Origin of the sequence: Companilactobacillus furfuricola (genome assembly GCF_003946325.1) — a bacterium.
GTDB classification, from domain to species: domain Bacteria; phylum Bacillota; class Bacilli; order Lactobacillales; family Lactobacillaceae; genus Companilactobacillus; species Companilactobacillus furfuricola.
In genome coordinates this window covers 36374-62832 of the sequence record NZ_RHNT01000001.1, presented here as the reverse complement: position 1 = coordinate 62832, position 26459 = coordinate 36374, and the positions used below count along the sequence as shown (strand labels likewise).

Sequence of the window (26459 nt, the reverse complement as noted above, 5' to 3'; positions counted from 1 at the left end):
GCGGTGTGTTGTACTATTAATTGTATATTCAAATATATTTTAGTCAATATCTAGCAATATTTTTTTAAAAATATCTGGTTTTTCAAAATGAATATTATGACCTACATTCTGAACGACCAGAAGCTTGCTCCCCCTGATCTTTTGATGTAGCTTTGAGCCAATTTTAACAAATTTTTTATCCTCATCACCAGCAATAACTACCACAGACAATTTGCTAAGAGGATCGAGCTTGTCCCAATAATTTGGCTGTTTGCCAGTTCCCATCATCAATAGTGAATTCGCCGCATTTTGCGGATTTTGTTGAATTCTTTGTTGATGCATAAAGGAAATTTTAGCTGGTGAAGCAGTTTGCTGTGAAGCAAACAAAGGCAACTTTTCCCAATCGCTGACGAATTTTTCCATCCCTGAATTCATTAATTTCTCAGCCAGCTTTGCATCGTGCTGTTGTCTTTTTTGACGCAATTTTTCGTCACTGATCCCCGCTGTAGTGCTTTCTAATACTAAATGATCAAGCGTGTTAGGATATTTCAGCGCATAAGCTATAGCGATCCGTCCACCCATTGAATAACCAACTAAAATTATTTTTGAAAGATGTAGTCTTTGAAAAATTTGATGTAATTCATCAACTTGCTTAGTTTGAGTGAAGTCATCAGGTAAAACGTCACATGTCCGGTTTTCACCAAATCCTAGCAGATCTAATGCCAAATATTGCTGAGGGAAATCGGTCAACAACGGTTGATAATCCTCTTTACTGCCAAGGAAGCCATGCAAGAAAACATAGACTGTTTCCTTCGGGTCACTGATCGATGCTTGAAAATGATAAGTATTTTGATTAATGCTGATTTCTGACAAAATCATTCAATTCCTTTTGCAGTGTTTTTTCCAAATCTTGATGTTGTTGCAGATTGTTATTTCGGTCGCTAGTTACTTCAATGATCTTTTGCTGATTTTGGCTTGCTAGGGCCTGTTTAAACTTCTCCGATGTCGAACCGTCGAAGTAAGAGAAGTCGTAAAGATAAGCCATTTTTTCAATATTGATATCTTGCGGCGTACCAAACAGCATCTCAAAATAATCTTTCGCAGTAGCTTGAGGTAGAAATGAGAAAATCCCCCCACCATCATTATTCACGACAACGATGGTGATCGGTATTTGATAACGCTTAGCCATCATCAAGCCGTTCATATCATGAAACATTGCCAGATCACCGATCAACAAATAATTTTCTAAATGTCTCATAGCAGTTCCTAGTGCCGTCGAGACCACTCCGTCGATCCCGTTTGCACCGCGATTGCAATAAATAGATTGTCCAGCTTTAGCAGCAAAGTAATTTTCAAAATCTCTAACTGGCATACTGTTGCTGATGAAGAAATTCGCTTGATCACTACTGTGTTCTCCCATGATCTTTGGAAGCGACATTTCCGAAAATTGTTGGTCAACTATCTTCGTTTTCAAAGCAGAAGTTTCTTGATCTAATTGTTCCATCGCCTCAAAATACGCTTTTGATCCAATAACATCTGTCTCAAGCAATGAAGTAACGATCGTTTTGGGATCATCGAACAATACTTTATTTGAGCTTAATGTGTGGTCTGATAAACCATTATTACTACAGTTAACGATCGTAACTGCAGTCGGTAAATTTTTGAGCCAATTAGAAATATTGGCTGAGACTAAGGTTGCGCCGAATTTAAGGACCAAATCTGGTTGATAATTCGATATTGAATCACTATCCAGCAATTTAGTAGTTAAGTCAAAATTTTCAATAACCTCAAAACCTCTAGTATTAGATAAAATATCACTCACTAATGGCCAATTTTTATGATGACTCAATTGAACTAATTCATCTGCAATAGTTGTATTAGTTGGGCCAGCTATAAGCATGACTTTTTTATTTTGAAATTGTTTTAACCATGAAAAATCAATTTTCGTTGGATTTGAAAGATCTTCCAGCTTTTGAAAAGTTGGATCAGGTGTTTCAAATTCAGGCATTAGTGGCTTTCTTAAAGGAAGATTGATCTGGACTGGAGCTTTTGGATCTTGTTTAGCTAACAAAACAATTCTTTGCGACTCAAAGCTAATAAAGTCTGAGACACTTTCGGCGTTATCTTGAACTTGCAGCTGTGTAAAGTACTTAGTATTATTTCCGTACAAATCAACTTGATCGATTGCTTGTGGAGCACCAATATTAGTCAATTCCATTGGTCGATCAGTCGTAATTACGATCAGTGGCAAGTTGGACAATTTGGCCTCAGCAACAGCAGAACTGTATTCAGTTGCTGCCGTCCCAGAAGTACAGATCAATGCAACTGGCTGATGAGAATCTTTCGCCAATCCTAGTCCAAAAAAACTAGCACTGCGTTCATCGACGTCAACAAATAATTTAACGTTTGCCTTCTTTTTGGCTAATTCTGCCAATATTAAAACGACGGGAGTCGAGCGGGAACCTGGTGAGATCACAAATTGTTCAACGCCTTGTTGGATCAGTCCCAATAACAGCAATTTGATGTTCTTCGTCATGACGCCTGACATTACTTATCCTCCAAATAATTTAATAATTTAATCATCGGTTGAAATTTCAGTTCAGTCTCGGTTTGTTCAGCTTTACCGATCGAATCTGGCATGATCCCCGCACCGGCAAACATCAATATTTGTGACTGATTCAAGTACAGTGAACGAATACCGACAATCATTTCCGAATCACCATCAAAGCTCAAATAGCCGATCGGTGCCCCAAATAACCCCCGAGAACGTGACTCTGTTCGAGCAATTATTTGCATTGCTTCATTTTTAGGCATCCCTCCCAAAGCTGGAGTTGGATGCATCTTTTCAATCAACGAACAAATATCGACCGTTTGTTTCAAGGTCCCTTTGATCGGCGTGAACAAATGTTGAACCGTCTGATTCTTTAATATCATGGGCTCTTTTTCATTTTGTAAATTATCGGTCAACGACTTAAGTTGATCAGTTATTTGCTGAACGACGATTTGATGCTCGCGCCGATTCTTCTTATCTCCAAAAAGTTCCAGGGCGAGATGATTATCTTCGCTATTAGTGGCCCCTCTTTTGATCGTACCCGCAATGGCTGCCGTTGAAAATTGTTTTTCTTCAACTTTAAATAACCGTTCGGGGGTAGCGCTAATGAACATTTGGTCATGATATTTGAGCATGAAATGATAGGTTGTTTTATTCAACGAACGAAGAGCTTTCAAAGCCAAAGATGGATCAATGTCACCAGTTATCTCACCTTGTTTAAAACGCCCTAATACTACCTTTTGTAAAGTCTGGGAAACTTTGATTTTCTTTGCAACTTGATCAACTTTCTTAGACCAATCAGTGTCTAGATCAGTTAGTTTTACTTTGGTCCAGCTGATTTTCTCAGTCGATAGATCGATCAACTGCTCGATTGTTTCCTCTAATGAAACTTCGGTGAAACGATGTTTCTTGATCTCGGTTATGGCCACTTGGTGACCAGTTATTTTAAAAACCAGTCTTGGCAAGAAGAAAAAACCATTTGACCAGTCTCCAAATAAATCATCGTCAACTGTTTGATCAAAAGAAAAGCCTCCCATGATTGAAACAACGCTCAGGTCGGTTTTTTGCGGTAGTTTTTGCTTGATCTGCTTGAACCATGAATCAACTTGTTTAAATCGGTTACCTTGTTCGCTGGGATTTATCTTATCGGTACAGCCGATGCCGACCCAGGTAGTTGTCCTATCAGATGATTCAAAAAAGCTAAAAATCTCTTGTTTCAATGCCACCTTCAATAAAGCTTCGATCCGCTCGTCATTGAAAGATGTCTTAATTTGACGCACATTTAACATGATCCCACTCCATTTGATTACTGTAATTTGCTCAATTAAAAACCGGCAAATTCACAGCGTGAGTTTGTCGGTCTTTGATTGAAATTAAGCTATTATCTTACCAGCATTAATTATCATTTCTAAAATCGATCAATTCATGATTCATCTCTTTAGTTTGGCCATAAACTTTAGAATAAATGCTATAAAGCTTTTGATATTGTTCGACCTTTTCTGGCTCTGGCCAGTAACTCTTGCCTTTTTGAACGAATTGCTCAGCACAACTCTTGAAATCATCGAACCATTTTACACCAACAGCAGCGATCATAGCTGCTCCGATACCTGTTTCTTGATCATTCTTGATCGTTGAGACTTTAGTATTAAACACATTAGCTTGGATCTGTAACCATTCTGGACTTCTTGCTCCCCCACCGATCGAATAAACTGTATCGAAATGTTTACCGTATTCATGGTAGATCTTCAAAATATCAGCGTAAGAGAAAATCACACCTTCAAGAACTGCCCGCACAAAATCGGCCTTAGTATTCAAACTTGAAACACCAATGAAACTACCACGGATCTTACTATCAGCATATGGTGTTCTTTCACCAACTATATAAGGCGTAAATAGCAAACCGTGTGCACCAACAGGTGCCTCATTAGCACGCTTCACAAAATCTTGTAAAGGCTCATTTTCTCCGAAGGTATAATAAAGCCACTTAAAACTATGTCCAGCAGCTAAAGTGACCCCCATGGAATAATATTTATCTGGGATCGCATGGTTAAAGAAATGCAACTGTCCATCATAAGCCTTAGTATCATTCTCAAATTTCAAGACCACTCCAGAAGTACCGGTACTGATCATTACTTGATCCTCTTCCAGAATACCTGCTCCAATAGCGCCGGCAGCATTGTCAGCAGCTCCAGCGAACACCTTAGTATCTTCTGACATTCCTGAATATTCCGCATAACGGCTACTAATAGTACCGATTTGATCGATCGATCTAACTAGTGGTGGGCAAAGATCAATATCTATCCCTAACTTATCGCAGATCTCCTGACTCCATTTTTGATTCACTACATCTAATAAAACTGTACCCGCGGCATCAGAATATTCCATATTAATGACTCCAGTCATCTGATAACGCAAATAATCCTTTGGTAATAAGAAAGTCTTAGCTTGTTTAAAGATCTCAGGCTCATTTTCTTTCACCCACATGATCTTCGGCAAAGTAAAGCCTTCTAGAGGTCTATTCTTAGTGATCTTAACAAAATCATCACCGCAAATATCCATGATCTCTTGGCATTGCTTAGTCGTTCGTGTGTCATCCCACAAAATTGCTGGACGAAGCACTTGATTCTCAGCTCCTAAAAGTACTAATCCGTGCATTTGACCGGAATAGCTGATCCCTTCGATTTGATTAAGGTCAACGTGGTCCTTTAGTGCAAGATTGACAATAGCCACTGTCGTGGCTGTCACCCAATCTTCAGGATTTTGTTCACTATAACCTGGTTGCTCTTGGATCAATGAAAGACTCGCGCTTTCCTGTGATACTATCTGACCAGTTTTGTCTACAACAGAAACTTTAACAGAACTAGTTCCAAGATCGACGCCCATTACATAACTCATTTATTTAATTAACTCCTCAAAAAAAACTAGGTTTCTACCTAGTTTTATATCTTTATAACGTTAAGTGTATAACATATAACTATTTAACACAAAGGCGATATACTGCTTCAGCCAAAATTTTCATAGAAAGTTTCATATCAGCCAAACTCCAACGTTCATCAACTTGGTGCATATGATCTGGTGTAGTCGGCAGCATCGCTCCAAAAGCCACCGTATTCGGCATTGTTCTAGCAAAAGTTGCTCCACCAGAAATTTGGGGTTTAGATGTCATATCTTTTGAAACAGCTTGATAGCTCGCCATTAAAGTTTTGACTAAATAACTATCAGTTTTGACATACAAAGGCTTCAAGTAGTCAAAATCAACATACTTCAAATTAAACGGTGCAACCACCCGCGATAGTTTAGCGATCAACTCATCATGATCGACCGTCACCGGGATCCGCAGATCAATTTGAATCTTGGACTCAGCAGGATCGATCTGCAAACTAGAAATATTAAAAGTCAGCTGCCCAGATACTTCATCAGAAACGTCACCTAATAGATTAAATCCATGAGCTTCCTCACCATATTTTTTAAAAAATTGTAGCACCGAAACTTCAGGAAAAACATCAGCCAACGCAATAGCCAAACGATCAATAGCATTGACCCCGAACGGTGCATTCATCGCATGAACAGATCTGCCTACCACCGTCAATCCCGGATCATCATCCAAAAAATCAAAATCATGTTCCTTCAGCGCCTGCTTAACTCCAGCTAATTTAGGGCCGTCATAAAAAGCCGCACTAGGCACAGCATTAAATGAATCAACCACATCCACAAACAGCTCACTCGAACCTTCACCAACTAAATACGACTGCTGCAAACCTTTTTCAGCATAAATCAGTGGAAATTCAGCATCTGGGGCGATCCCCAAATCGATCGGAACTTCCTTCTTATTATACTCAGCTAAACAACGCCACAAAATCTCTTCATCAGTCCCAAAAATAAAGCGGATCTTACGGTCAAACGAAAAGCCAGCATCCAAAATAGCCTTAACTGCAAACAAAGCAGCCACCGTAGGCCCCTTATCATCTTGGACACCACGTCCATATAAAACCCCAGCAGATCGATGCAATTCAAATGGAGGAAACGACCAAGCTGAAGCATCGCCAGCAGGAACCGTATCAACATGGCAAACAATCCCAAAAATCGAATCACCAGAACCAACATCAGCATAACCATAATAGCCATCTGGATCACAAAAAGTAGCAAATCCCAAATCAGCAGCAATCTCCAAAACAGAATCCAAAGCAGCCCGGGGCCCAGCACCAAAAGGAGCCCCGGAAAAACCAGAATCCTCAGTATTAAACGATGGAACAGCCACCAACTTCTCCAAAGAAGCAACCGCAGAATCCAACACAGAATCAGATATAAAATCAATCATAACAGACCCACCCAACTTTATAGATAAGTACTATTTTAATGAAGGAGGATCCGATAATCAAAAATAAATGCACTATCCATTCAAGAACAATAGACAAAAGTCATCATACTCTACCTAACAGATAAAGCACCTGTAAAGAACAAAATGAGGTAGAATTCGAGGAACAAGAATTTAAGAAAGAATCAGACAAAAAGAGAAAAAAATCATGGCAAGAGTGCAAGGAACGAGCACGCGAGCAAGAAGCGAAGGCTAGATAAGAAAAAAGAATATTAGCTCTTATCTAACAAGCAAAACAAAGAAAAACCAAAACAGCAATATAAGTCAGGAAACAAAAATGAGCGGAGCAAAGTCCCGCGAACCGAGAAAAGGGTCAGTAATCAAGAAAGAGAATATATCTAAACAAGAAAAGGAAGCCCCTACTCCCACCAGAATAGATGGAGCCTGAGATAGACATGTGAGAAATAGGACGAGCAAACAGTGCCAATTTCAACAAAATAAATCGGTAAAACTCAAACCAAGGGGGGATTATGTCACTATTTAGACGGAGGGGCCCGGGGAGTCGGCATTGAACGTACCAACCAAACTACTACACCCCCACAAAAAAAACAATAAAAAAAGCCCGCAAAAAGCGGACAAAAAAACTCAAAGCTTCAAATAAGAACAAACCACCAAAAACAAAATAGTAAACAAAAACAAAATCAACATCAACTTCCACATATACTTCAACCAAGTAACAATAGAAACATGCCCAACAGCCAAAGACCCCATCACAATAGCAGAAGTAGGCGTAATCAAATTAACAAAGCCAGAAGCCGACTGATAAGCAGTAACAATCAAAGAACCACTAACACCGGAAAAATGGCCCAGAGGTCCCATAATACCCATCGTAGCAGCAGCACAACCTGAACTAGATGGGATCAAAAATGACATCGGGATATAGAAAATGTAAGTCAAGACAATAAACACAGCCGATGACAAACCATGTAAACCAACTTCACCAGCATGGAGAACCGTTGCAGTAATATTACCATCGTTCATCACTACTTGAATACCACGAGCAACAGCAACAATAATCGCAACATTGAGCAGATCACTCATGCCACCCATGAAACTATTAATAAAGTCAGTTTCACTCATCTTATAAATAAATTTGATCAAAATTGAACCGATCAAGAAAAGCGTAGTAATTTCAGTGAAGTACCAATTACCTAATGGTAAAAGACTTTTACCCACAAACGAGCCGACAAATGGGATATGTGTTAGCCATTTTGTGAAATCAACGAAGAAAGTAAAATTCTTATTCAAACTAGTCCAAGGGATCAAACTGAAAATCATGACCACGAAAATCAAGATAAAAGCCACAAAGACATGTTTTTGTTTTTTCGATAATCCTTCAACTATTTCTTGTTGACCATTCATAAATTCTTCTAGATCACGTTGACGGCGTTCAAAAACATATGAATTCTTAGGATCTTTTTTAACTTTGACTGCATAATGCATGACATACACAATTGCAATGATCAAAATCATAACGAAAAAGATCAAACGGGGAATGATCCCATCACCAGGAGAAATTCCAATTGTCTCTGATGCGACACCAGTAGCAAACGGGTTAACCGTTGATGCAATACAACCGATCTGCGAGCCGATCAATGAGATCGAAATTGCAGTAATACTGTCGTACCCTACTCGAACCATTATTGGTACCAAAATTGGAACAAAGGCAATCGTTTCTTCACCCATACCAAAGGTCGTTCCACCAATGGCGAATAATGTCATTAAAAATGGAATCAGGATTTTTTCTCGGCCAGCATATTTTTTAACAACGGAACCGATCCCGTTATCAAGCATTTTAGTCTTAGTGGTAACTCCTAAAAATCCACCGATGACCATGATGAATAACGATACGGAGATGGCCCCGTCCGTCGATTTAGTACCGATCATACCATTGATCGGTGCTTCGAAAATATTCCATAATCCTTGCGGAGAACTGGCACGTCTTTGATAAGTACCTGCAATAACATTTCCAGCCTTAGTAGTCTCATACTGACCAGCAGGAATGATCCAGGTCAAGATGGCAACTAAGATAATTAATATGAATAAAATTGTAAATGCCGACGGCATCCGCAATCTCTTATTTAGATTAAGCATAAGCAAATCCCCTATTCTACAATGTTTCCATGATACGAGTTATTGCCCTAAAATACAATAACAATATTAGATAATTTCTAATAAACTCAAGTATCCTTAGTTGGATGCTAATTGTTATTACATCTTAGCAAAGTAATCCTTCAATTTTCAATCCATTGTAAAAATTTGCAAGATTACTTATCTAACGATAAATGACCGACAAAATCCTTAGCCTCACTCAATTGTGACCGACGTTTTTCCAATCGTTCACCATATCCAGACAATAAGAACTTTGCTTCTTCATCTGGTGCCAACAATTTGGGAAAATCAATTTGGCCAAACTGTCTCAAAGTTACTAAGGTACAAAAACTGGTAAAAGCCAATTTCGTTTCATTAGTTTTCAAATCAGTCTTCAGGATCTTCGTAAAAACTTCGATGGAACGACCTGAAGCACCAGTAACTATTGATTCTATTTTGATCGAATCTTTTGTCGTGATCGGGTTCCAAAAATTCATATGGTCATAATTTGCGGTAGCAAACTTTACGTTGACGTATTTAAATGCTGCCAAGCCAGCGTTTTCATCCAATAAACTTAAAATTTTTCCGCCGAACAACGTCCCCTTGTCATTCAGATCACCGTCAAAGACTAGTCGTTCGCTGATGGCACGAGTTTGATCCACATTTATTTCTTTCATAAATTTACTCCTTTGTAAATATTTCTTCTATTATATTTGTAGCAGATTTAATTTCATGGATTTTTCCAGCAATTTGTCCAGCCATAAATGAACCTTGTTCAACATTACCGTCAAAAACTGCTTTTTCCAGTGCTCCACTTAGTTGCTCTTTGATTTCAGTCGGATCGATTTTCTTTGCCTCCATTGCTAAGACCTTATTAGTCAATGGGCTCTTCAAACCTCTGACTGGATCTTTAAAAGTCATCCCGGTGACAACCGTATCAGTATCACTGGCTGCCAGTACCATATTCTTATATTCAGCTGAAATCGGTGTTTCCTTAGCAGCCAAAAATGCCGTACCCACTTGCACACCACTAGCTCCTAAAACAAAACTAGCAGCCACAGCTCTTTTATCAGCGATACCTCCGGCAGCAATGACAGGAATATTCACAGCGTCGACGACTTGAGGAACTAAACTCATCGTCGTTGTTTGGCCAATGTGCCCACCGGATTCCATTCCTTCAGCAACGACGGCATCGACACCTAATAGTTCCATTTTTTTGGCGATCGAAACATTTGGGATAACTGGTATTACCTTGATTCCTGCTTGGTGCAACTGTTTAAAGTAAGGCTTAGGAGTCCCTGCTCCTGTCGTGACTGCCGCGATTTGCTTACTGACGATAACGTTAACTAATTCTGGGATATTATTTTGCTGAAGCATCAAATTGACGGCAAAAGGCTTAGTTGTCTCAGTTTTAACTAGATCGATCTGACGACTCAATTCAGCAGCATCCATCCCTACTGATGTTAATACCCCCAAACCTCCAGCATTTGAGACCGCCGAAACTAACTGATGTCTAGAGATCCTTGCCATTGATCCTTGGATAAGTGGATATTTGATATTTAATAAATTTGTGATATTCATCGGTTCATCCTCTTTAATAAATTAATTTAAGAATATCACAAATATGGTAATGTTACCGGCCAGCATTCTTGAAAATAAGAGAGCGTAGCGAGGTTGGTCAGCTGCTGAGGATTAACGCGGGTGGTCGCACAAGGGTGCTGCGAAGCAGTGCCGCGACCACCCGTGTTAACCGGAGGCCGCTACCTCGCGGAGCTCGTTTCAACATCCTTGAGGATAAATATAAAAAGCACCATCCAAATTGCAGCAAGTTTAGCTACACAAAATGGATAGTACAATCTTTTATCTTTAAATCACCTTTCCGACGGTTGCTAAACCGGAGGCCGCTGTCGTCTGAAACTAGTTTTCAAAGACACAAAAAAAATCATGTCGGATAAGGATCGACATGAGATTTTCTTTTTTCTCAATAAGTTTATTCGTTTTTAAAATCTGAAATTACTCTAGTTTCAGATAGATGACGATTAATATTTTCAATTTGGCTCGGTCCATTATAAATAAATCCTGTGTAGACCTGAACTAAACTAGCTCCAGCATCCAACGCTTGTTCAGCATCGTGATAGTCAAAAATACCACCAGAAAAAATGATCGGCAGATCGGTTCCATATTTAGCAAAGACCGCCTTTGTTAGCTTCAAAGAGCTGGCAAATAGTGGTTTGCCACTTAAACCACCTTTCTCATCTTTGTTGGCAGATGTTAATCCCTTTCGACGTAATGAAGTATTCGAAAGGATCACACCATCCATTAATGATTCCGTCTCAGCCAAAATATCTAGCACTTGGTCAACCGTTAAATCGGAACTGAATTTGCAAAAAACAGGTTCGTCGATCATTAAGTCTTTAATTTTGGTCAACAATTCTAACAAGACTTCAGTCTTTTGCAAAGATACAACACCAGCTTGGTTGGGACAACTTAAATTTAAGGCAATATAATCTGCAGAATCGTGCGATAGCTTCACGTCCTCAACTAATTCATCGATCATTTGCTGAGTGTCTAAACCATGACTAGGAGCCAGACTTAAACCGACTTTAGTATGATGCTGACCTTGCAAATTGGAAATTGCTTTTTTTAGGCCAATATTGTTTAAACCCATACGATTAATGATTGCTTGATCTTCTGGCAAACGGAAGACCCGCTTCTTTGGATTACCTGCTTGGGGAGATTTGGTGATCGATCCCACTTCAACAAAGCCAGCACCCAATCCACCTAAGCTATTGTAAAATTCAGCATTCTTATCAAATCCAGCAGCGATGCCGATCGGTGAGTCAAAAGTGATTCCCTTGATAGTTGTTTGTAAATTTTGTCTTTTCTTAGCATAAAAAAGCTTTTGTAACACCTGGGGTGTTTTGTTAAATAGCTTTAAACCATTAGCAACGATATGATGATCAACCTCTGGATCAATGGCAAAAATCGCCGGACGAGCTAAATGATACCAATCCACTATTTACACCAGCTCTCTGGATCTTTGTACCATTGATGGAGGAGCTCCGTATCTTCTGCTTCAACATAGCCGAGTTTCTGTGCTTGTTCGATCATGACGGGATAGTTCGTTAATGTTTTTAAGGTAGTTTGATGCTTAGCGACATTTTCATCTGCTTCAGGCAAATTATAAGTGAAAATTGCGGCTGTACCTACAACTTCTGCTCCGGCATTACGTACTACATCAACTGCTTCTAAAACACTGCCACCTGTAGAGATCAAGTCGTCAATGACTACGACTTTGTCGCCTTTTTGTAAGCGACCTTCGATCTGTCTTTTCGTTCCGTGCCCTTTTGGCTTAGAACGCACATAATTCATTGGCAAATTCAAAATATTGGCCACGCCGGCAGCGTGTGGGATACCTGCTGTGGCAACCCCGCTGATGACATTTGCTTCAGGATAATTTTCTTTGATCAAATCAGCCAGATCCTGAGCAATTTGTTGACGGAATTCTGGATATGCTATTGTCATACGATTATCAGTATAAATTGGCGACTTAATACCGCTGATCCAAGTAAAAGGTTCCTTGGGACTTAACTTTACAGCTTTGATCTTTAATAAATGACTAGCAATATTTTCGGCAACTTTTGTATTTTCCATTATTTCCACTCCTGATAAATATCTTTATATGCAAAAAATCCGTCTGATGCTTGGGTGATCGGACGACCAACGACGATCGCATCACTACCTAGTTCACGTGCCTGGCTAGGCGTAGCTACACGTTTTTGATCACCAATTTGAGCTGATTTTGGACGAATACCTGGTGTTACGCAGAGAAAATCTGGTGAAGTAACTTCTTTGATCATCGGAACTTCCAAGGCTGAAGAAATGACACCATCGGCACCATTGTCAAAAGCCAATTTGGCCAAATGCGTTACGTAATCTTGTGAACGCAATGGAATCTGGAGTTCATCTTTTAATTCGGATTGACCTAAAGAAGTCAATTGAGTTACAGCAAGCAATTTTGTGTTGCTGGAAGCTAAGCCTTGTTTGGCAGCAGCGATCATTTCGGAACCACCACTAGCATGGACAGTCAACATTTGGACATCCCACTTCGCGATCATTTCACAAGTTCTTCGAACTGTATTCGGAATGTCATGTAATTTTAAGTCTAAGAAAATCTTATAGCCACGGTTTCTCAAACTGCGGACGAATGGATAGCCGAATTGGCAAAACATTTCTAGACCGATCTTCAAAAACAGATCGGTATCCTTAGGAAATTGACTTAAAAATTGGATACATTCAAAGTCATCTGCAAAATCTAACGCTACTATTACTGGTTTATTCATATGTTCCCCCATCTTCTTAATCTTCTAATATACTTGTTTGCCTGCTACAAAGGTCTTCAAAATCTTTCCACGAACTAGATCTCCCATGAATGGACTATTGGTGCCTTTAGAAATGAAATCATTTTTTGCGATTTCAAAAGGCTGATTCAGATCAATGATCGTAAAGTCAGCTGGCTTATTGAAGTCGATTTCACCAGCGTTTTGTAAGCCAAAGAGCTTAGCCGGCTTAATACACATCACTTGCAACAAACCTTCCAAAGTCATAACCCCTTGTTCAACTAAGTTGGTGTACATCAATGGAAATGACGTTTCGATACCAGTGATACCAAAAGCACTGTTCAAAAATCCTTGATTCTTTTCATTAGCTGCATGTGGAGCATGGTCCGTGGCAATCATATCGATGGTGCCATCTTGCAAACCTTCGATCAATGCCGTTCGGTCTTTCTGACTCCGTAGCGGTGGATTCATTTTGAAGTTGGCATCATCGTCAACAATATCTGCATCGCTAAGTAATAAATGGTGTGGTGTTACTTCAGCCGTAACGTTGATACCTGCATCTTTAGCAAGGCGAACTAAGTTGACACTATCAGCTGTCGAGATATGGCAAACATGATAATGGACACCTGTATCTTTGGCCAACAATAAATCACGAGCGAGTTGAGAAGTCTCAGCCGCTTGATTGATCGCCGGTAAGCCTAATCTAGTGGCCGTCTTCCCTGAGTTGATCACCCCATGATCAAACAGATCTTGATCTTCCACATGCGCTGCTAACGTTGATTTTATCGAGGCAATTTCAGACATTGCATCAAACATTGACTTAGCATTTTGGATCCCATGACCATCATTTGAAAAAGCAAAAGCACCGTTTTTGGCCAAATCAGTGATAGATACTACTTCAGTGCCAGTTTCTTCCTTAGTTACGGGTGCGTATTGCAAAGTGTTGATAACTGATTCGGTTTTATTCAATTCCATTTGATGTTGGAATTTTTCAACAGTATCAGGAACTGGCGTGACGTTGGGCATGGCACCGACTGTGGTAAAGCCACCGTGCGCCGAAGCCTTCGATCCAGTTTGAATAGTTTCTTTATGCGTTTGACCAGGTTCACGGAAGTGCACGTGTACATCTACCAATCCTGGTATGACCAAATTACCGCAAGCGTCGATCACATCTGAATCGAGTGGCTCTAATTTGTCTTGAACTTGATCGAACTTCCCATCCTTGATCAATAGATCTTTGTTTTGAATTTTATTATCGTAAAATAATTTGGCGTTTTTTATTAATAAGCTCATCTGAAGTTTTCTCCCCACTTAATACAGCTTCGATCATCGCCATTCTCATAAATACACCATTTTGCATTTGCTTGAAAATATATGATTTGTCGCACTCAACAACATCATCGGCAATTTCTACCCCGCGATTTACCGGAGCTGGATGCATGATCATTGCATCTTCTTTCATCATATCGACACGACGCATATCTAATCCATATTCCTTAAAATAATCTTCTTTTGAAAAATTCTTATTCTCATCGGCAGAAAGACGCTCATGTTGTACTCTGAGCAACATTACAACATCCATTTCTCGGCATAGATCATCGACCGGCATATGTGGTCCGATTTGAGCAAATTCAGGGCTATACCATGAATCTAAGCCACCAAAACTTACTTCAGCACCTAAGCGAGTTAAAATTTCAGCGTTTGAGTGTGCCACACGTGAATGTGACAAATCGCCGATAATCCCCACTTTTAATCCTTCAAATTGACCAAAATGTTCTGAGATAGTCATCAGGTCTAAAAGCGATTGTGATGGATGTTGTCCAGCGCCATCTCCGGCATTGATGATCGGAATATTGATATTCTTGTTGAGTAATTCGTTATAGTAAGCATCTTGACTATGACGGATCACTGCAACGCTTGCGCCAATGCTTTCAACAGTTCTAACTGTATCATACAACGATTCTCCCTTAGTTGTAGAGGAAGTTTTGGCATCAAACATGATTTCTTTCATACCTAAGTTCATTTCAGCAACTTGGAAACTAGATTTGGTGCGAGTACTATTTTCAAAAAATAAATTAATTGCATATTTGTTAGCACCGACGGTTGACTTTTCGCCCTCTTTAAAAGCGATGGCACGATCGATCAGATCGTAGACTTCTTGATTCGAAAATTGTGACATAGAAAGTATATTTTTCATTGTTTTCCTCCAAATAAAAAGGACCCTAGTTTTCACCAGCGTCCTCAGGTAGAGTTTACCCCTACAAAAATCTTTGAGACCTCACTGGATCTGATTAAAAATTCCTTTTATTTTATTTTTAGTAAACAAAAAACTTCCTATCCCACAAGGTTAGGAAGTTTACACTTTTAGCACAAATGTATTTTAATCTTCCAAGCCTCACAGGACTTGCTTAAAAGTTTTCGTTGCAATTAATATAATAAACTTTAACTGTTTAGTCAAGGTTTTTTGCCAGTTTTTCGCTAGGTATTGCCTGATTATCTTTCTGGTAATTTTTACCAAAAATGAATCCAAAGATAACGGTCAATAGTGGATTTAGCCAAACATAAAAAGCGAATGGGATAAATACTAAGGGACTGACGCCTAATACTCCGGAAATAAAAATACCACTAACGCCCCATGGTACTAAGGCATTGATATCAGCTCCGCCGGTCGCAAGCACTCGGGACAAATATTGCCCCTTGATATTTTGCTCTTCGAAATTCTTTCTAAAAGTCGTTCCTGGCAAAATAATCGAAATGTATTGTTCACCGACCAAAAAATTAACACCAATAGCTGACAGGATCGAAGTTAAGATAACTTTTCCTGGAGTATTCACTTGTTGTTGAAGTTTACCGATCAAATTATCGACAACTCCTAGTTTTAACAAAACACCACCAAGCGTTAAGGCTACCAAGATCAAAGAGATACTATCAAGCATACTTGAAACACCGCCACCAGAAACAATGGCATTGATTTTCTTATCTGATGAATGCAAAGTGTATCCCTGCATAATTTGATTACTGATCTCGGAAAATTTAGGATGGTCAATAAAAATATGCATCACGATCGCCGTGATCGATCCCGCCAATAATGTTGGAATAGCAGGTACTTGTAAAGCGGCACATAAAATCAATATTGCAATCGGGATCAACATCCAAGCTGAAACGAAAAAGTTACTCTGTAAGGAATTGATAATGTGCTGAACTAAAGACATGTCAGGATCAGCACCAGTATGGCCAGCAACTAAGAAGATGATAGCTGCGATCGCTGCTGATGGTAACGCAGTGTGTGAAATAGTTTTGATGTGATCAAACACATTATCGACCCCTGCGATACCAGTCGATAAATTAGTCGTTCCTGATAATGGCGAAATATTGTTACCAAATAGTGATCCCGAAACGATCGAACCAGCTGTTAAAGCAGTGTTAATATCCATTACTTGACCAATTCCCATAAAGACAATTCCTAATGTACTGATCGTAGTAAACGAACTACCAACGATCACACCGACCAAACAGCAAGAAACAAAGACTGTAAAAAGAAAGAAGCGAACATTCAACAGTTCCAATCCATAAACCATGATCGTCGGGATCACGCCTGACATTAACCATGAGGATACTAAGACCCCGATCATGACGAAAATTATCATCGGCACTATACCAGGTTTGACCCCATCGATGATCCCTTGCTGCAATTCATTCCAAGAAAAGCCTCGGGATTTTCCATAAAACAGAAGCAAAGTAAACGTTAATAAAATTGGAATTTGGGGAGTCATTTTGTATTTGATCATCATCGTCCCTAGAAGACCAAACATCACTAACATGATTATCAAACTTTCCCAAAATGTTAATCGACTTTCTTTTTTCATATCTGCCATCGCCTATATCTATTTAATTTTAGCTAGGAAGTACTTTTTCTTACCGCGTCGAATGACGATATATTTACCATCGAATGAAGCCTTAGGATCGATATCTAACGAAGTATCTGTTAGTTTTTCACCATTGATCCGAATGGCTCCATTTTGAATATCTTCACGTGCTTGACGTTTTGATTTATCTACATTAGCAGCAATCAATAGATCGACCAAGTTGATCTTCTCATTTGCAATTTCAGCACTTGGTACGCCATTGAATGCTTGTGAAACTTCTTCAGTAGTCAATTCTTTGATCTCACCAGAGAACAATACTTCAGTAATCTTTTGAGCCACTGCAAGAGCTTCTTTTCCGTGGACAAAGGTAGTAACTTCTACAGCTAATTTCTTTTGTGCCTCACGTTTTTCAGGTTGAGTCTTGACCTTTTCTGCTAATTCATCGATCTCTTCTTTAGTTAAGAAAGTAAATTTCTTGAGAAGATTGATGACATCCTTATCGTCTTGGTTGAACCAGAATTGATAAAATTCATAAGGTGAAGTCTTGTCGGCATCGAGCCAAACAGCACCACCAGCAGTTTTACCAAATTTAGTTCCATCTGCTTTAAGCAACAGTGGGATCGTCAAAGCATAAACATCAGCATCTTGACCTTCAGCTTTATGGATCAAAACAAGACCAGCTGTCAAATTACCCCATTGATCGCCACCACCAACTTGCAATTTCACATTATGCTTACGATAAAGTGTCAAGAAATCAAGTGATTGTAAAATCTGATAAGTAAATTCTGTAAAGGAGATCCCCGTCTCCAAACGACTGGAAACGATCTCCTTATTGAGCATTGTGTTAACGTTAAATAACTTTCCGTAATCACGAAGAAAGTCCAGAATACCAATTTGAGCGATCCAGTCATAATTGTTGACCATTGTAAAACTAGGGAAAATCCGTTTAGCCTGTGAACTTAAAGCATCAACATTATGTTGGACTTGCTCCATCGTTTGCATAGGACGCTCAGCCTTTTTACCACTAGGATCACCGATCGAACCAGTAGCGCCACCAATAACGATATAGGGATGATTACCTGCATTTGCAAAACGTTGCAAAGTCATAAATGGCAACAAATGACCAATATGCATAGAATCACCAGTAGGATCCATACCACAATAAAGAGAAATAGCCTCTTCATCAGTCAACTTCTTCAAACCTTCTTCATCGGAAGTCTGGTTGACCAAACCTCGCCATTTGAGTTCATCAATAATGTTCATCAAAAAAATCCTCCTAAAATAATCGTCCCGAATATAAAAGTAAAGAATAAATCGGAAAGCACAGCTACCAAAAGCTTAACCGTTGAATTAATTTCAATAAAAAAAGCGCCCCTGCAAAAAATGCAGGGACGCCAATGCGCGGTACCACCCAAAATTCGAATGAAAAAATCATTCGCTCTTCACTCCCATAACGTAGGACACGAGATTCTAATCTAGTATTTCAAAAATTTATCCTGCATGGCTCGCACCAACCGCCAATTCTCTTAACACCCAGATAAATCATTACTTCGTCAAAGATTAAAATCATTTAATAAATTAATAATAGCAAAAAAAAATAAAAATGCAAGAAAAAAAGAAAACATAATATGCGCACGATCATTCACCGAAAAACACTGAATAACTGGGCCTGTACTCATTAGCAAGTGAAAAACATTTGGAAAAAATGAAACAACTTTGGGATCAACAAAATATTTCCTTTGCTCATTTAACCAGTAAAATTCGAGGCAAATGTGCGAGAAAAGAACCAGGAAGCAAAAAAGATACCTTAGAACAACGAGGAACGAGTGCGCAAGCAAGAAGTGAAAGCAAAAGAAGAAAAAATGTATCAACTCTTATCTAACCAACAAAACAAAAGAAAGCATCAACAACAATGTAAGTCAGGAAGCAAAATGAGCGGAGCAAAGTCCCGCGAACTGAGAAAGAAATCAGTGATCCGAATAGAGAAAACAGAAGAATAAAACCAGGAAGCCCCTACTCCCACCAAAATAGATAAAACCTGAGATAGACATGTTGGAAATAGGACGCGCAAACAGTGCCAATCTGTACAAAATAAATCGGTAAATCTCAACATAAAAGGGGGATATTGTCCCTATCTAGACGGAGGGGCCCGGGGATACAGACCTCAGTACCCAAATTCCTCTTGGCGACTAAGGAGCTTAGAGGAAGACCGAGTTTTGAGATGCCTGGGTGAACTTCCCAGGTAGCTCAAAATCGCGTCGGGTACGTTCCCGACCCTAGTTGTTCGGTGGCGTAGCCACCACCATAACCGGTTGCGCAAGTGCGTTAGCACTTACGTTCCTTTAGTGTATCCCCGGGCCCCGGAGTCGGCATTGAACGTACAAACAAAATACCACCTCAACCCAACCACCAAAAATCCCAAACATCCATCCAAGAAAAACGCCACTGTCTGCCATAGCTCACTTACATCTATATAAAAAAAGCGATGTTCAAAATGAACAACGCAAAACAAATTAAAACACCCGAACTCCAAAAGAAGGAGCAAACGAACTAGAAATACTATCAATTTTAACATTAGTTCCAGGACGCAAAGCATTCAAGTATTGATTATCACCGATATACAATCCAACATGATAAGTTGCACCTGGATCGCCCCAGAATACTAGATCACCGGGCTGAAGGTCACTGATGGCTACATGAGAGCCAATGGATTCCTGAGGAACAGTCCAGCCACCAATGTTTTGTCCGGTTACTTGCTTAAATACATACTGCATTAAGCCTGAACAATCAAAATTATCAGGACCTTTACCGTTCCAAACATAAGGTTTCCCTAATTGTTCTTTTGCGACTGAGATCAGTTCACTAACAACTTGATCTTTTGACTTTCCATTCAAACTAACTGGATTACGTTTGACAGATATTTCACTCACATCAGTCGAAGGTAACCAGCCTCAATCACTGATCTCATACCAAATTGTATTGCCATTTAGGACCGTTGAAACGACCTGGACTAATTTGCCAGAAGGTAGACTTTGGTTTGTGGCAGTATTGAAGTTACTGTCTGAATAAACTGGTGTATCCCCATTAACACGAACAGCAGCATAGTTAGGATCCCATACTGAGGCAGCTGTCTCATCAAACGATTCATTCGAGATCTTTGAGTGGCACCATTTAACCATTGATTTTGACCAACTTCATACCAAGCATCACCATTGGTATCAATTACCTTCAAATCAAATTTCCAGCTAGTTCCGTTAGAAAGTTTATCTCCAGTAACATTTCCATTGGGTGCATCATATACATCTGCCCCATAATCGGATGCATAAGTAACATGGGCAACGCCAGTATTATTTACGGTAGTTCCGTCATAAACTTTATCCTGCTTAACGGTAACGTCGCTAGCCTTTACGAATTCATTAGTTGAAACACGATATACAGGCCCAACATTATCCATTTGAACATATTGATCAGTATACCAATCCGAATTCTCAGCTAAAGCACGATTGGAAACTAGTTTACCTTTATTGTCATATAATTTTGAAAGATTTTTAGTGGTTATTACACTTTTAATATTTGTGACATTTGCGGCATCAGTTGTTTGGGCACTAAACCCCAATGAAGCTAAAACTCCAGCACTAACTGATACTAAAGCAATTAATTTCTTTTTCATATTTTTCCCTCGTCAATTAACAATTCATTGATAATTCTAGAGGTAAATCTTTAACGTGACAAGATAATTACGTCATGTTACATAAACTTAATAAATCAGTAAATAAGATTATAGAAATAAAAACATAAAAAAAGCAATCCAGTCATAAAAACTAGATTGCAAAATATTATTTAACCAACTGTGCCTTCCATTTCGTAGCTGATCAAACGGTTAAGCTCAACCGCATATTCCATTGGAAGTTCTTTCGTAAATGGTTCCACGAATCCCATGATGATCATCTCAGTTGCCTTAGCTTCGCTAAGACCACGACTCATCAAGTAATAAAGTTGTTCCTCGGAAACTTTGGAAACTTTAGCTTCATGTTCCATCGAGACGTTCCCATTTAAAATTTGGTTATAAGGGATCGTATCTGAACTGGATTCTTCATCCATGATGATCGTATCACACTCAACGTGAGCTTTTGAGCCATCAGAGTTACGTTCAAAACGAACAGTCCCACGATAGTCAACTGCTCCACCATCTTTAGAGATCGACTTAGAAACGATCGATGAAGAGGTATTTTTGGCATTGTGGATCATTCTAGCACCAGCGTCTTGATCGACGTTATGCCCAGCAACCGCGATCGAAAGCATAGTTCCCCGTGCACCTTCACCATCAAGGTAAACACTTGGATATTTCATTGTGATCTTGGAACCTAAATTACCATCGACCCACTCCATCGTGGCATTTTCCATGGCTTGAGCACGTTTTGTCTCAAGACTGTAAACATTATTCGACCAGTTTTGAATCGTCGTGTAGCGCACATAAGCGTCTTTTTGAGCATATACTTCAACGACGGCAGCATGCAAACTGTCTGATGAGTAATTTGGTGCTGTACATCCCTCAACGTATTGAATGCTAGCGCCTTCGTCAACAATGATCAAAGTTCTTTCGAATTGACCAGTATTTTCAGCATTCAATCTGAAATAAGACTGAATCGGAATGTCAAGCTTAACACCCTTTGGTACGTAGATGAACGAACCACCTGACCAAACAGCACCATTCAAAGCAGCAAATTTATTGTCATTGGGATGGACTAATTTACCGAACCACTTCTTAAATAATTCTGGATACTCCTTTAAAGCTGAATCCGTGTCAGTAAAAATGATCCCTAGTTTGTCGAATTCTTTTTTCATATTGTGGTAAACCACTTCTGACTCATACTGAGCTGACGATCCAGCTAAATACTTGCGCTCAGCTTCGGGAACACCGAGACGATCAAACGTGTTCTTGATATCTTCTGGAACGTCTTCCCAGTCTCGATATTTCTTGTCAGTTGGTTTTTGATAATACAACATGTTCTTTAGATCCAACCCAGAAAGATCAGGTCCAAAATCTGGCATTGGCATTCGTTTGTATGTTTCATAACATTTTAAACGGAAATCCAACATCCATTGAGGTTCGCCCTTCTCTTTGGAAATTTGACGAACGACATCTTCAGTCAAACCTCTACCCGTAGAAAAAACTGGTTTAACGTCATCATGAAAACCAAAATCGTAATCTTTATCTAAATCTAACGCTTCAACTGAAGAAGCAGCTTCTTCGTTATTTTTCGTATTTTCTGTTTCCGGCATAATTAACCTCCCACTATTGTTTATTATTTAAAGCTTTATGTAATGCTTTCCAGGCAAGTGTGGCACATTTTATCCGTGCAGGAAATTGTGAGACACCCTTTAAAATTGCGGCATCCTGCAAAATGCCTGTATCCGTTTTTTCACCTAAAATCATATTTGAAAAATCCTCAACCATATCTTCTGCTACCGAAACATCTTTATTGAGTACAGCGTCAGTCATCATACTTGCTGAAGCTTGACTGATCGTACAGCCGTATCCACTAAAAGCAATGTCTGTGATCTTGTTATCTTCGACTTTGACATCAAGTTGCAAGACGTCTCCACAAGTGGGATTTTTCAATTCGATTTGATTAGTTGAGTCATCTAGTTGCCCGTGATGATGCGGATGGGCTGAATGATCAAGGATCACTTGTCGATATAAGTTGTCCAATTTAGATAGTGCCATTTTGAAAGAACTCCTTTGTTGCGACAATTGAATTAACTAAAGTATCAGCGTCTTCTTTAGTATTGTAAAAATAAAAACTAGCTCTTGCTGTGGCTTTGATACCGAGATATTCCATCAAAGGCTGTGCACAGTGGTGCCCCGCTCTTACGGCAACGCCTTCCATATCTAAGCCTGTTGCTAGATCATGAGGATGAAGTCCCTTAAGGTTAAAGGAAATGACACTCGTGTGCTTTTGAGGATCACGGGGACCATAAATGATCAGGTCATCAATAGCCTGCAGCTTTGGCAAGACGTAGTCGACTAGCTGGTTTTCATAATCAAGGATCTTATCCATACCAATGCTGTTCAAATAATCCACTGCATGACCTAAAGCAATCGCTCCGGCAATATTTGGCGTCCCAGCCTCAAATTTCCAAGGCAAGTCATTCCAAGTAGTATCGAATAGATGAACGAAACTGATCATTTCACCACCGTAATCAACTGGTGGCATTGAATTTAGCAAATCTTCTTTACCATATAAAATACCGAGCCCCGTTGGTCCTAACATTTTGTGTCCGGAAAAAGCCAAAAAATCGCAATCTAGGTCTTGAACATCTACTGGCATGTAGGGAACAGATTGTGCTCCATCGACAACCATGACGGCACCATGTTGATGTGCCAACTTAGCTAATTGCTTGATAGGATTAATAACACCCAAAACGTTAGACACGTGAGCTATCGATACGATTTTTGTCTTGTCAGTGATCTTTTTCTTAGCATCATTAAGATCAACGAAACCATCTTCGTCTAAATCAATGTACTTTAATGTGGCATGTTTTTTTAATGCGAGTTGTTGCCATGGGATCAGATTGCTGTGATGTTCCAAATAAGAGATCACGATCTCATCACCAGCTTGAATATTTTGTTCGCCATAGCTTCGAGCAATGATATTCAATGAATCGGTGGTGCCTTTAGTATAAATGATCTCGTCACTGTGTTTAGCATTAATAAATTGTTGGATCTTACTACGAGCTTCTTCAAACTGCTCAGTTGACCGTTCCGCCAAAGTATGGACCCCTCGGTGAACATTGGCGTTATCGTTTTGATAAAAAGCCATAATGTCATCAATAATTTGTTGTGGTTTTTGAGTCGTGGCTGCATTGTCAAGATAAACTAACTGCTCATCATTAACAACTTGATCAAGGATGGGAAAATCTTTTCTCCATTGATTATTTTTGTTGTCCATTGATCAATTTCCTTTCGATCATATTGGTCAATCTGACACGAACTTCTTTTTCAGGGATCTCGGTGATCACTGAACTCAAGAATCCTCGAATAACCAAACGTTGAGCGGTTGGCTTATCGATCCCACGACTCATTAAATAGTACATTTGTTCTTCATTTACCCGGCCAACACTAGCAGCATGTCCGGCAGTAACGTCATTTTCATCGATCAATAAGATTGGGTTAGCATCGCCACGAGCAGTTCTTGAGAGCATTAAAACACGACTTTCTTGCTGAGCATCAGAACCTCGAGCACCTTTGACGATGTGTCCGACACCATTGAAGGTTAATGATGAAGACTGCAAAATAACTCCGTGTTGTAAAATATGCCCAATTGAATGTTGACCATAATTGGTGATCTTCGTATCGATACCGCTTACTTGCTCACCAGTAGTAATTGCCACGACTTTGGCTTCTGAATGTGATCCTTCACCACGTAAGTCGGTTCCAAAGTCACCAACGACTTGGTTATCATTCATTAAGCCGATGGCCCAATCAAGTCGAGCATTATCCCCCACATAACCGTGACGATTAATGTAAGTAGAAACATGTTCACCAAATTGATCCAAGGCCGAAAAATGGACGCGACTATTAGCGCAAGCCACTACCTCAACTACAATATTAGCAATATTGTCGGCCGAGTCTCCTTGGCTCAAAAAATTCTCCAAATACGTCACTTCACTACCTTGGTCTGCTACGACAAGGACGTGATGAACATAATCTTTCTTTTGATTGTTGTCTTGCAAATAAATCGATTGAATTGACGAGTCAACTTTGACATTCTTTGGCACATATAAAAAGGCTCCACCATTCATCAAAGCTAAATTCAAAGCAACTAATCTATTATCTGTAGGCTTGATCGATGTTGATAATAAATATTTCTGGACTAGCTTTGGATATTCTTTCATAGCTGTCCAAATATCAGTGAAAATGACTCCTTGTTCACTCAATTTAGGATCTAATTTGTTAGTCAGTGTCTGATCGCCGTTTTGAATCAACAAGTTATCAGTATCTGGCACATCAAAATTATTATCTCTAGTAGCAGTTGCGAATGGATCTTTAGGACGGTCCAATCTCCAACCACGATAATTTATTTTCTCAAATACAGGTAATTCTAATTCGCTGGCATGACTTAATGCTTCTTCACGCATTTTTTGAAACCATAAGGGTTCTTCATGATTTTTTGAAAAAGCTATCGTGTCATCCATAAAATCATCTTTTATACTTGGTCGCATAATAATCCCCCTTAAATTTCGTCCGTTAATTTAACATCTAAGCCTAAATCGTCACGTAGTCCGGCATAACCTTCATCTTCTAGTTTCTTAGCTAAATCTGGTCCACCACTCTTAACGATCCGTCCATCCATCATGACATGAACTTGATCAGGAATAATATAGTTCAAAAGTCTTTGATAGTGAGTAATGATCAATGAGCCAAAGTTATCTCCACGCATTGAATTGACTCCACGAGAAACAACTTTCAAGGCATCGATATCAAGTCCTGAATCGATCTCATCTAAAATGGCAAATTTTGGCTCGATCATTAACAATTGCAGGATCTCGTTACGTTTCTTTTCACCACCAGAAAAGCCTTCGTTTAAGTATCTTTCGGACATTTCATCAGTCATATCTAAAATTGCTTGTTTATCATCGAGTTTCTTCATAAATTCCATTACCGGGATCTGATCATTTTCATCACGACGAGCATTGATTGCCGCACGCATGAATTCAATATTAGTTACACCGGCAATTTCAGCTGGATATTGCATTGCTAAAAACAATCCCGCACGAGCTCTTTCATCAACCGGCATGTCCAAGATGCTCTTACCATCCAATAGAACATCCCCTTGTGTCACTTTATAAGCTGAGTTGCCCATGATTGCTTGTGATAATGTTGATTTACCAGTACCATTGGGTCCCATGATCGCATGAATCTCACCTGTGCTCATCTTCAAATTGACCCCTTTTAGGATCTCTTGACCTTTTGCTTCATCATCATCATCAACGACTGAAACGTGTAAATCTTTAACTTCTAATGTTGACATCATTTTCCCTCCGTTACTAATAAATAGTTATGGTTTCATTATGCGCTTTCATTCACAAAAATAACAATTGGATATAAAAAATATTCCCTAATTAAATTTTCCATATTCAAAGATTATATTCATCATAAAAATGAAATTACTTACATTCTATACCAAAACTTACTGAACATTAAGTGCAGTAATTAATTTTGTTTAACAGTAATAACCTGAATGTAACAATTC

Annotated in this window: 23 protein-coding genes; 1 reads left to right on the top strand and 22 read right to left on the bottom strand. The window is 39.3% G+C overall.

Translation table 11 applies throughout. The features are described 5' to 3' along the window. Window positions 1-39: 39 nt before the first annotated feature. The 15 genes from menH to tyrS form a co-directional block, all read right to left on the bottom strand. On the bottom strand, window positions 40-858 hold the full coding sequence (gene menH, locus EKM78_RS00270; protein ID WP_125767810.1) for a 2-succinyl-6-hydroxy-2,4-cyclohexadiene-1-carboxylate synthase: 819 nt from the start codon (window positions 856-858) through the stop codon (window positions 40-42). Beyond that, window positions 833-2527: a 2-succinyl-5-enolpyruvyl-6-hydroxy-3-cyclohexene-1-carboxylic-acid synthase gene (gene menD, locus EKM78_RS00265; RefSeq protein WP_125767808.1), complete on the bottom strand. Its 1695-nt coding sequence runs from the start codon at window positions 2525-2527 to the stop codon at window positions 833-835. The genes menH and menD overlap by 26 nt, the downstream gene beginning before the upstream one ends. Continuing rightward, a complete protein-coding gene (locus EKM78_RS00260) occupies window positions 2527-3819 on the bottom strand; it encodes an isochorismate synthase (RefSeq protein WP_125767807.1) in 1293 nt (430 codons plus the stop codon). Before EKM78_RS00260 ends, menD begins: the two co-directional genes overlap by 1 nt. Before the next feature lie 106 nt (window positions 3820-3925). Beyond that, complete coding sequence (xylB, locus tag EKM78_RS00255; protein ID WP_125767805.1) at window positions 3926-5425, bottom strand: xylulokinase; 1500 nt, start codon at window positions 5423-5425, stop codon at window positions 3926-3928. A 79-nt stretch (window positions 5426-5504) separates the two neighbouring features. Beyond that, entirely contained in the window at window positions 5505-6848 is a 1344-nt protein-coding gene (locus tag EKM78_RS00250; protein WP_125767802.1) for a Sapep family Mn(2+)-dependent dipeptidase, read from the bottom strand. Window positions 6849-7490: 642 nt separating this feature from the next. Beyond that, window positions 7491-8999, bottom strand: a complete 1509-nt coding sequence (locus tag EKM78_RS00245; protein ID WP_125767800.1) for a YfcC family protein — start codon at window positions 8997-8999, stop codon at window positions 7491-7493. Between the two features lie 173 nt (window positions 9000-9172). Next, window positions 9173-9673, bottom strand: coding sequence for an acyl-CoA thioesterase (locus tag EKM78_RS00240; protein WP_125767799.1), 501 nt, complete (start codon window positions 9671-9673; stop codon window positions 9173-9175). Between the two features lie 4 nt (window positions 9674-9677). Then, window positions 9678-10577 carry a DUF561 domain-containing protein gene (locus EKM78_RS00235; RefSeq protein ID WP_125767797.1) on the bottom strand — a complete coding sequence of 300 codons (900 nt, stop codon included), beginning with the start codon at window positions 10575-10577 and terminating at the stop codon, window positions 9678-9680. 409 nt (window positions 10578-10986) lie between these two features. After that, window positions 10987-12012 carry a quinone-dependent dihydroorotate dehydrogenase gene (locus tag EKM78_RS00230; RefSeq protein ID WP_125767795.1) on the bottom strand — a complete coding sequence of 342 codons (1026 nt, stop codon included), beginning with the start codon at window positions 12010-12012 and terminating at the stop codon, window positions 10987-10989. Further along, window positions 12012-12650 (bottom strand): orotate phosphoribosyltransferase, encoded by a 639-nt coding sequence (gene pyrE, locus EKM78_RS00225; protein ID WP_125767793.1) that lies wholly within the window; start codon window positions 12648-12650, stop codon window positions 12012-12014. The genes EKM78_RS00230 and pyrE overlap by 1 nt, the downstream gene beginning before the upstream one ends. After that, window positions 12650-13339: an orotidine-5'-phosphate decarboxylase gene (gene pyrF / locus EKM78_RS00220; protein ID WP_125767791.1), complete on the bottom strand. Its 690-nt coding sequence runs from the start codon at window positions 13337-13339 to the stop codon at window positions 12650-12652. The genes pyrE and pyrF overlap by 1 nt, the downstream gene beginning before the upstream one ends. Window positions 13340-13363: 24 nt before the next feature. Then, on the bottom strand, window positions 13364-14629 hold the full coding sequence (locus EKM78_RS00215) for a dihydroorotase (RefSeq protein ID WP_125767789.1): 1266 nt from the start codon (window positions 14627-14629) through the stop codon (window positions 13364-13366). Then, window positions 14589-15533: an aspartate carbamoyltransferase catalytic subunit gene (locus EKM78_RS00210; protein ID WP_125767787.1), complete on the bottom strand. Its 945-nt coding sequence runs from the start codon at window positions 15531-15533 to the stop codon at window positions 14589-14591. The genes EKM78_RS00215 and EKM78_RS00210 overlap by 41 nt, the downstream gene beginning before the upstream one ends. 253 nt (window positions 15534-15786) lie before the next feature. Then, on the bottom strand, window positions 15787-17211 hold the full coding sequence (nhaC, locus tag EKM78_RS00205) for a Na+/H+ antiporter NhaC (protein ID WP_245994688.1): 1425 nt from the start codon (window positions 17209-17211) through the stop codon (window positions 15787-15789). A gap of 9 nt (window positions 17212-17220) precedes the next feature. Continuing rightward, entirely contained in the window at window positions 17221-18465 is a 1245-nt protein-coding gene (tyrS, locus tag EKM78_RS00200; RefSeq protein WP_125768119.1) for a tyrosine--tRNA ligase, read from the bottom strand. Window positions 18466-19028: 563 nt separating this feature from the next. Between tyrS and EKM78_RS12350 the strand changes: the two genes are divergently transcribed. Next, on the top strand, window positions 19029-19202 hold the full coding sequence (locus EKM78_RS12350; protein WP_164507113.1) for a hypothetical protein: 174 nt from the start codon (window positions 19029-19031) through the stop codon (window positions 19200-19202). A gap of 513 nt (window positions 19203-19715) precedes the next feature. Here EKM78_RS12350 and EKM78_RS13015 read toward each other — a convergent pair. From EKM78_RS13015 to sufC, 7 genes are all read right to left on the bottom strand, one after another. Continuing rightward, window positions 19716-20132, bottom strand: coding sequence for a C40 family peptidase (locus EKM78_RS13015; RefSeq protein ID WP_245994687.1), 417 nt, complete (start codon window positions 20130-20132; stop codon window positions 19716-19718). Window positions 20133-20212: 80 nt separating this feature from the next. Further along, window positions 20213-20872 carry an SLAP domain-containing protein gene (locus EKM78_RS13010; RefSeq protein WP_245994686.1) on the bottom strand — a complete coding sequence of 220 codons (660 nt, stop codon included), beginning with the start codon at window positions 20870-20872 and terminating at the stop codon, window positions 20213-20215. Between the two features lie 170 nt (window positions 20873-21042). After that, window positions 21043-22485, bottom strand: a complete 1443-nt coding sequence (sufB, locus tag EKM78_RS00190; RefSeq protein WP_125767783.1) for a Fe-S cluster assembly protein SufB — start codon at window positions 22483-22485, stop codon at window positions 21043-21045. A 13-nt stretch (window positions 22486-22498) separates the two neighbouring features. Beyond that, on the bottom strand, window positions 22499-22930 hold the full coding sequence (gene sufU / locus EKM78_RS00185; protein WP_125767781.1) for a Fe-S cluster assembly sulfur transfer protein SufU: 432 nt from the start codon (window positions 22928-22930) through the stop codon (window positions 22499-22501). Continuing rightward, window positions 22917-24155, bottom strand: coding sequence for a cysteine desulfurase (locus EKM78_RS00180; RefSeq protein WP_125767779.1), 1239 nt, complete (start codon window positions 24153-24155; stop codon window positions 22917-22919). Before EKM78_RS00180 ends, sufU begins: the two co-directional genes overlap by 14 nt. Further along, window positions 24139-25428 (bottom strand): Fe-S cluster assembly protein SufD, encoded by a 1290-nt coding sequence (sufD, locus tag EKM78_RS00175; RefSeq protein ID WP_125767777.1) that lies wholly within the window; start codon window positions 25426-25428, stop codon window positions 24139-24141. The genes EKM78_RS00180 and sufD overlap by 17 nt, the downstream gene beginning before the upstream one ends. 11 nt (window positions 25429-25439) lie before the next feature. Then, window positions 25440-26237: a Fe-S cluster assembly ATPase SufC gene (sufC, locus tag EKM78_RS00170; protein WP_125767775.1), complete on the bottom strand. Its 798-nt coding sequence runs from the start codon at window positions 26235-26237 to the stop codon at window positions 25440-25442. Window positions 26238-26459 lie beyond the last annotated feature (222 nt).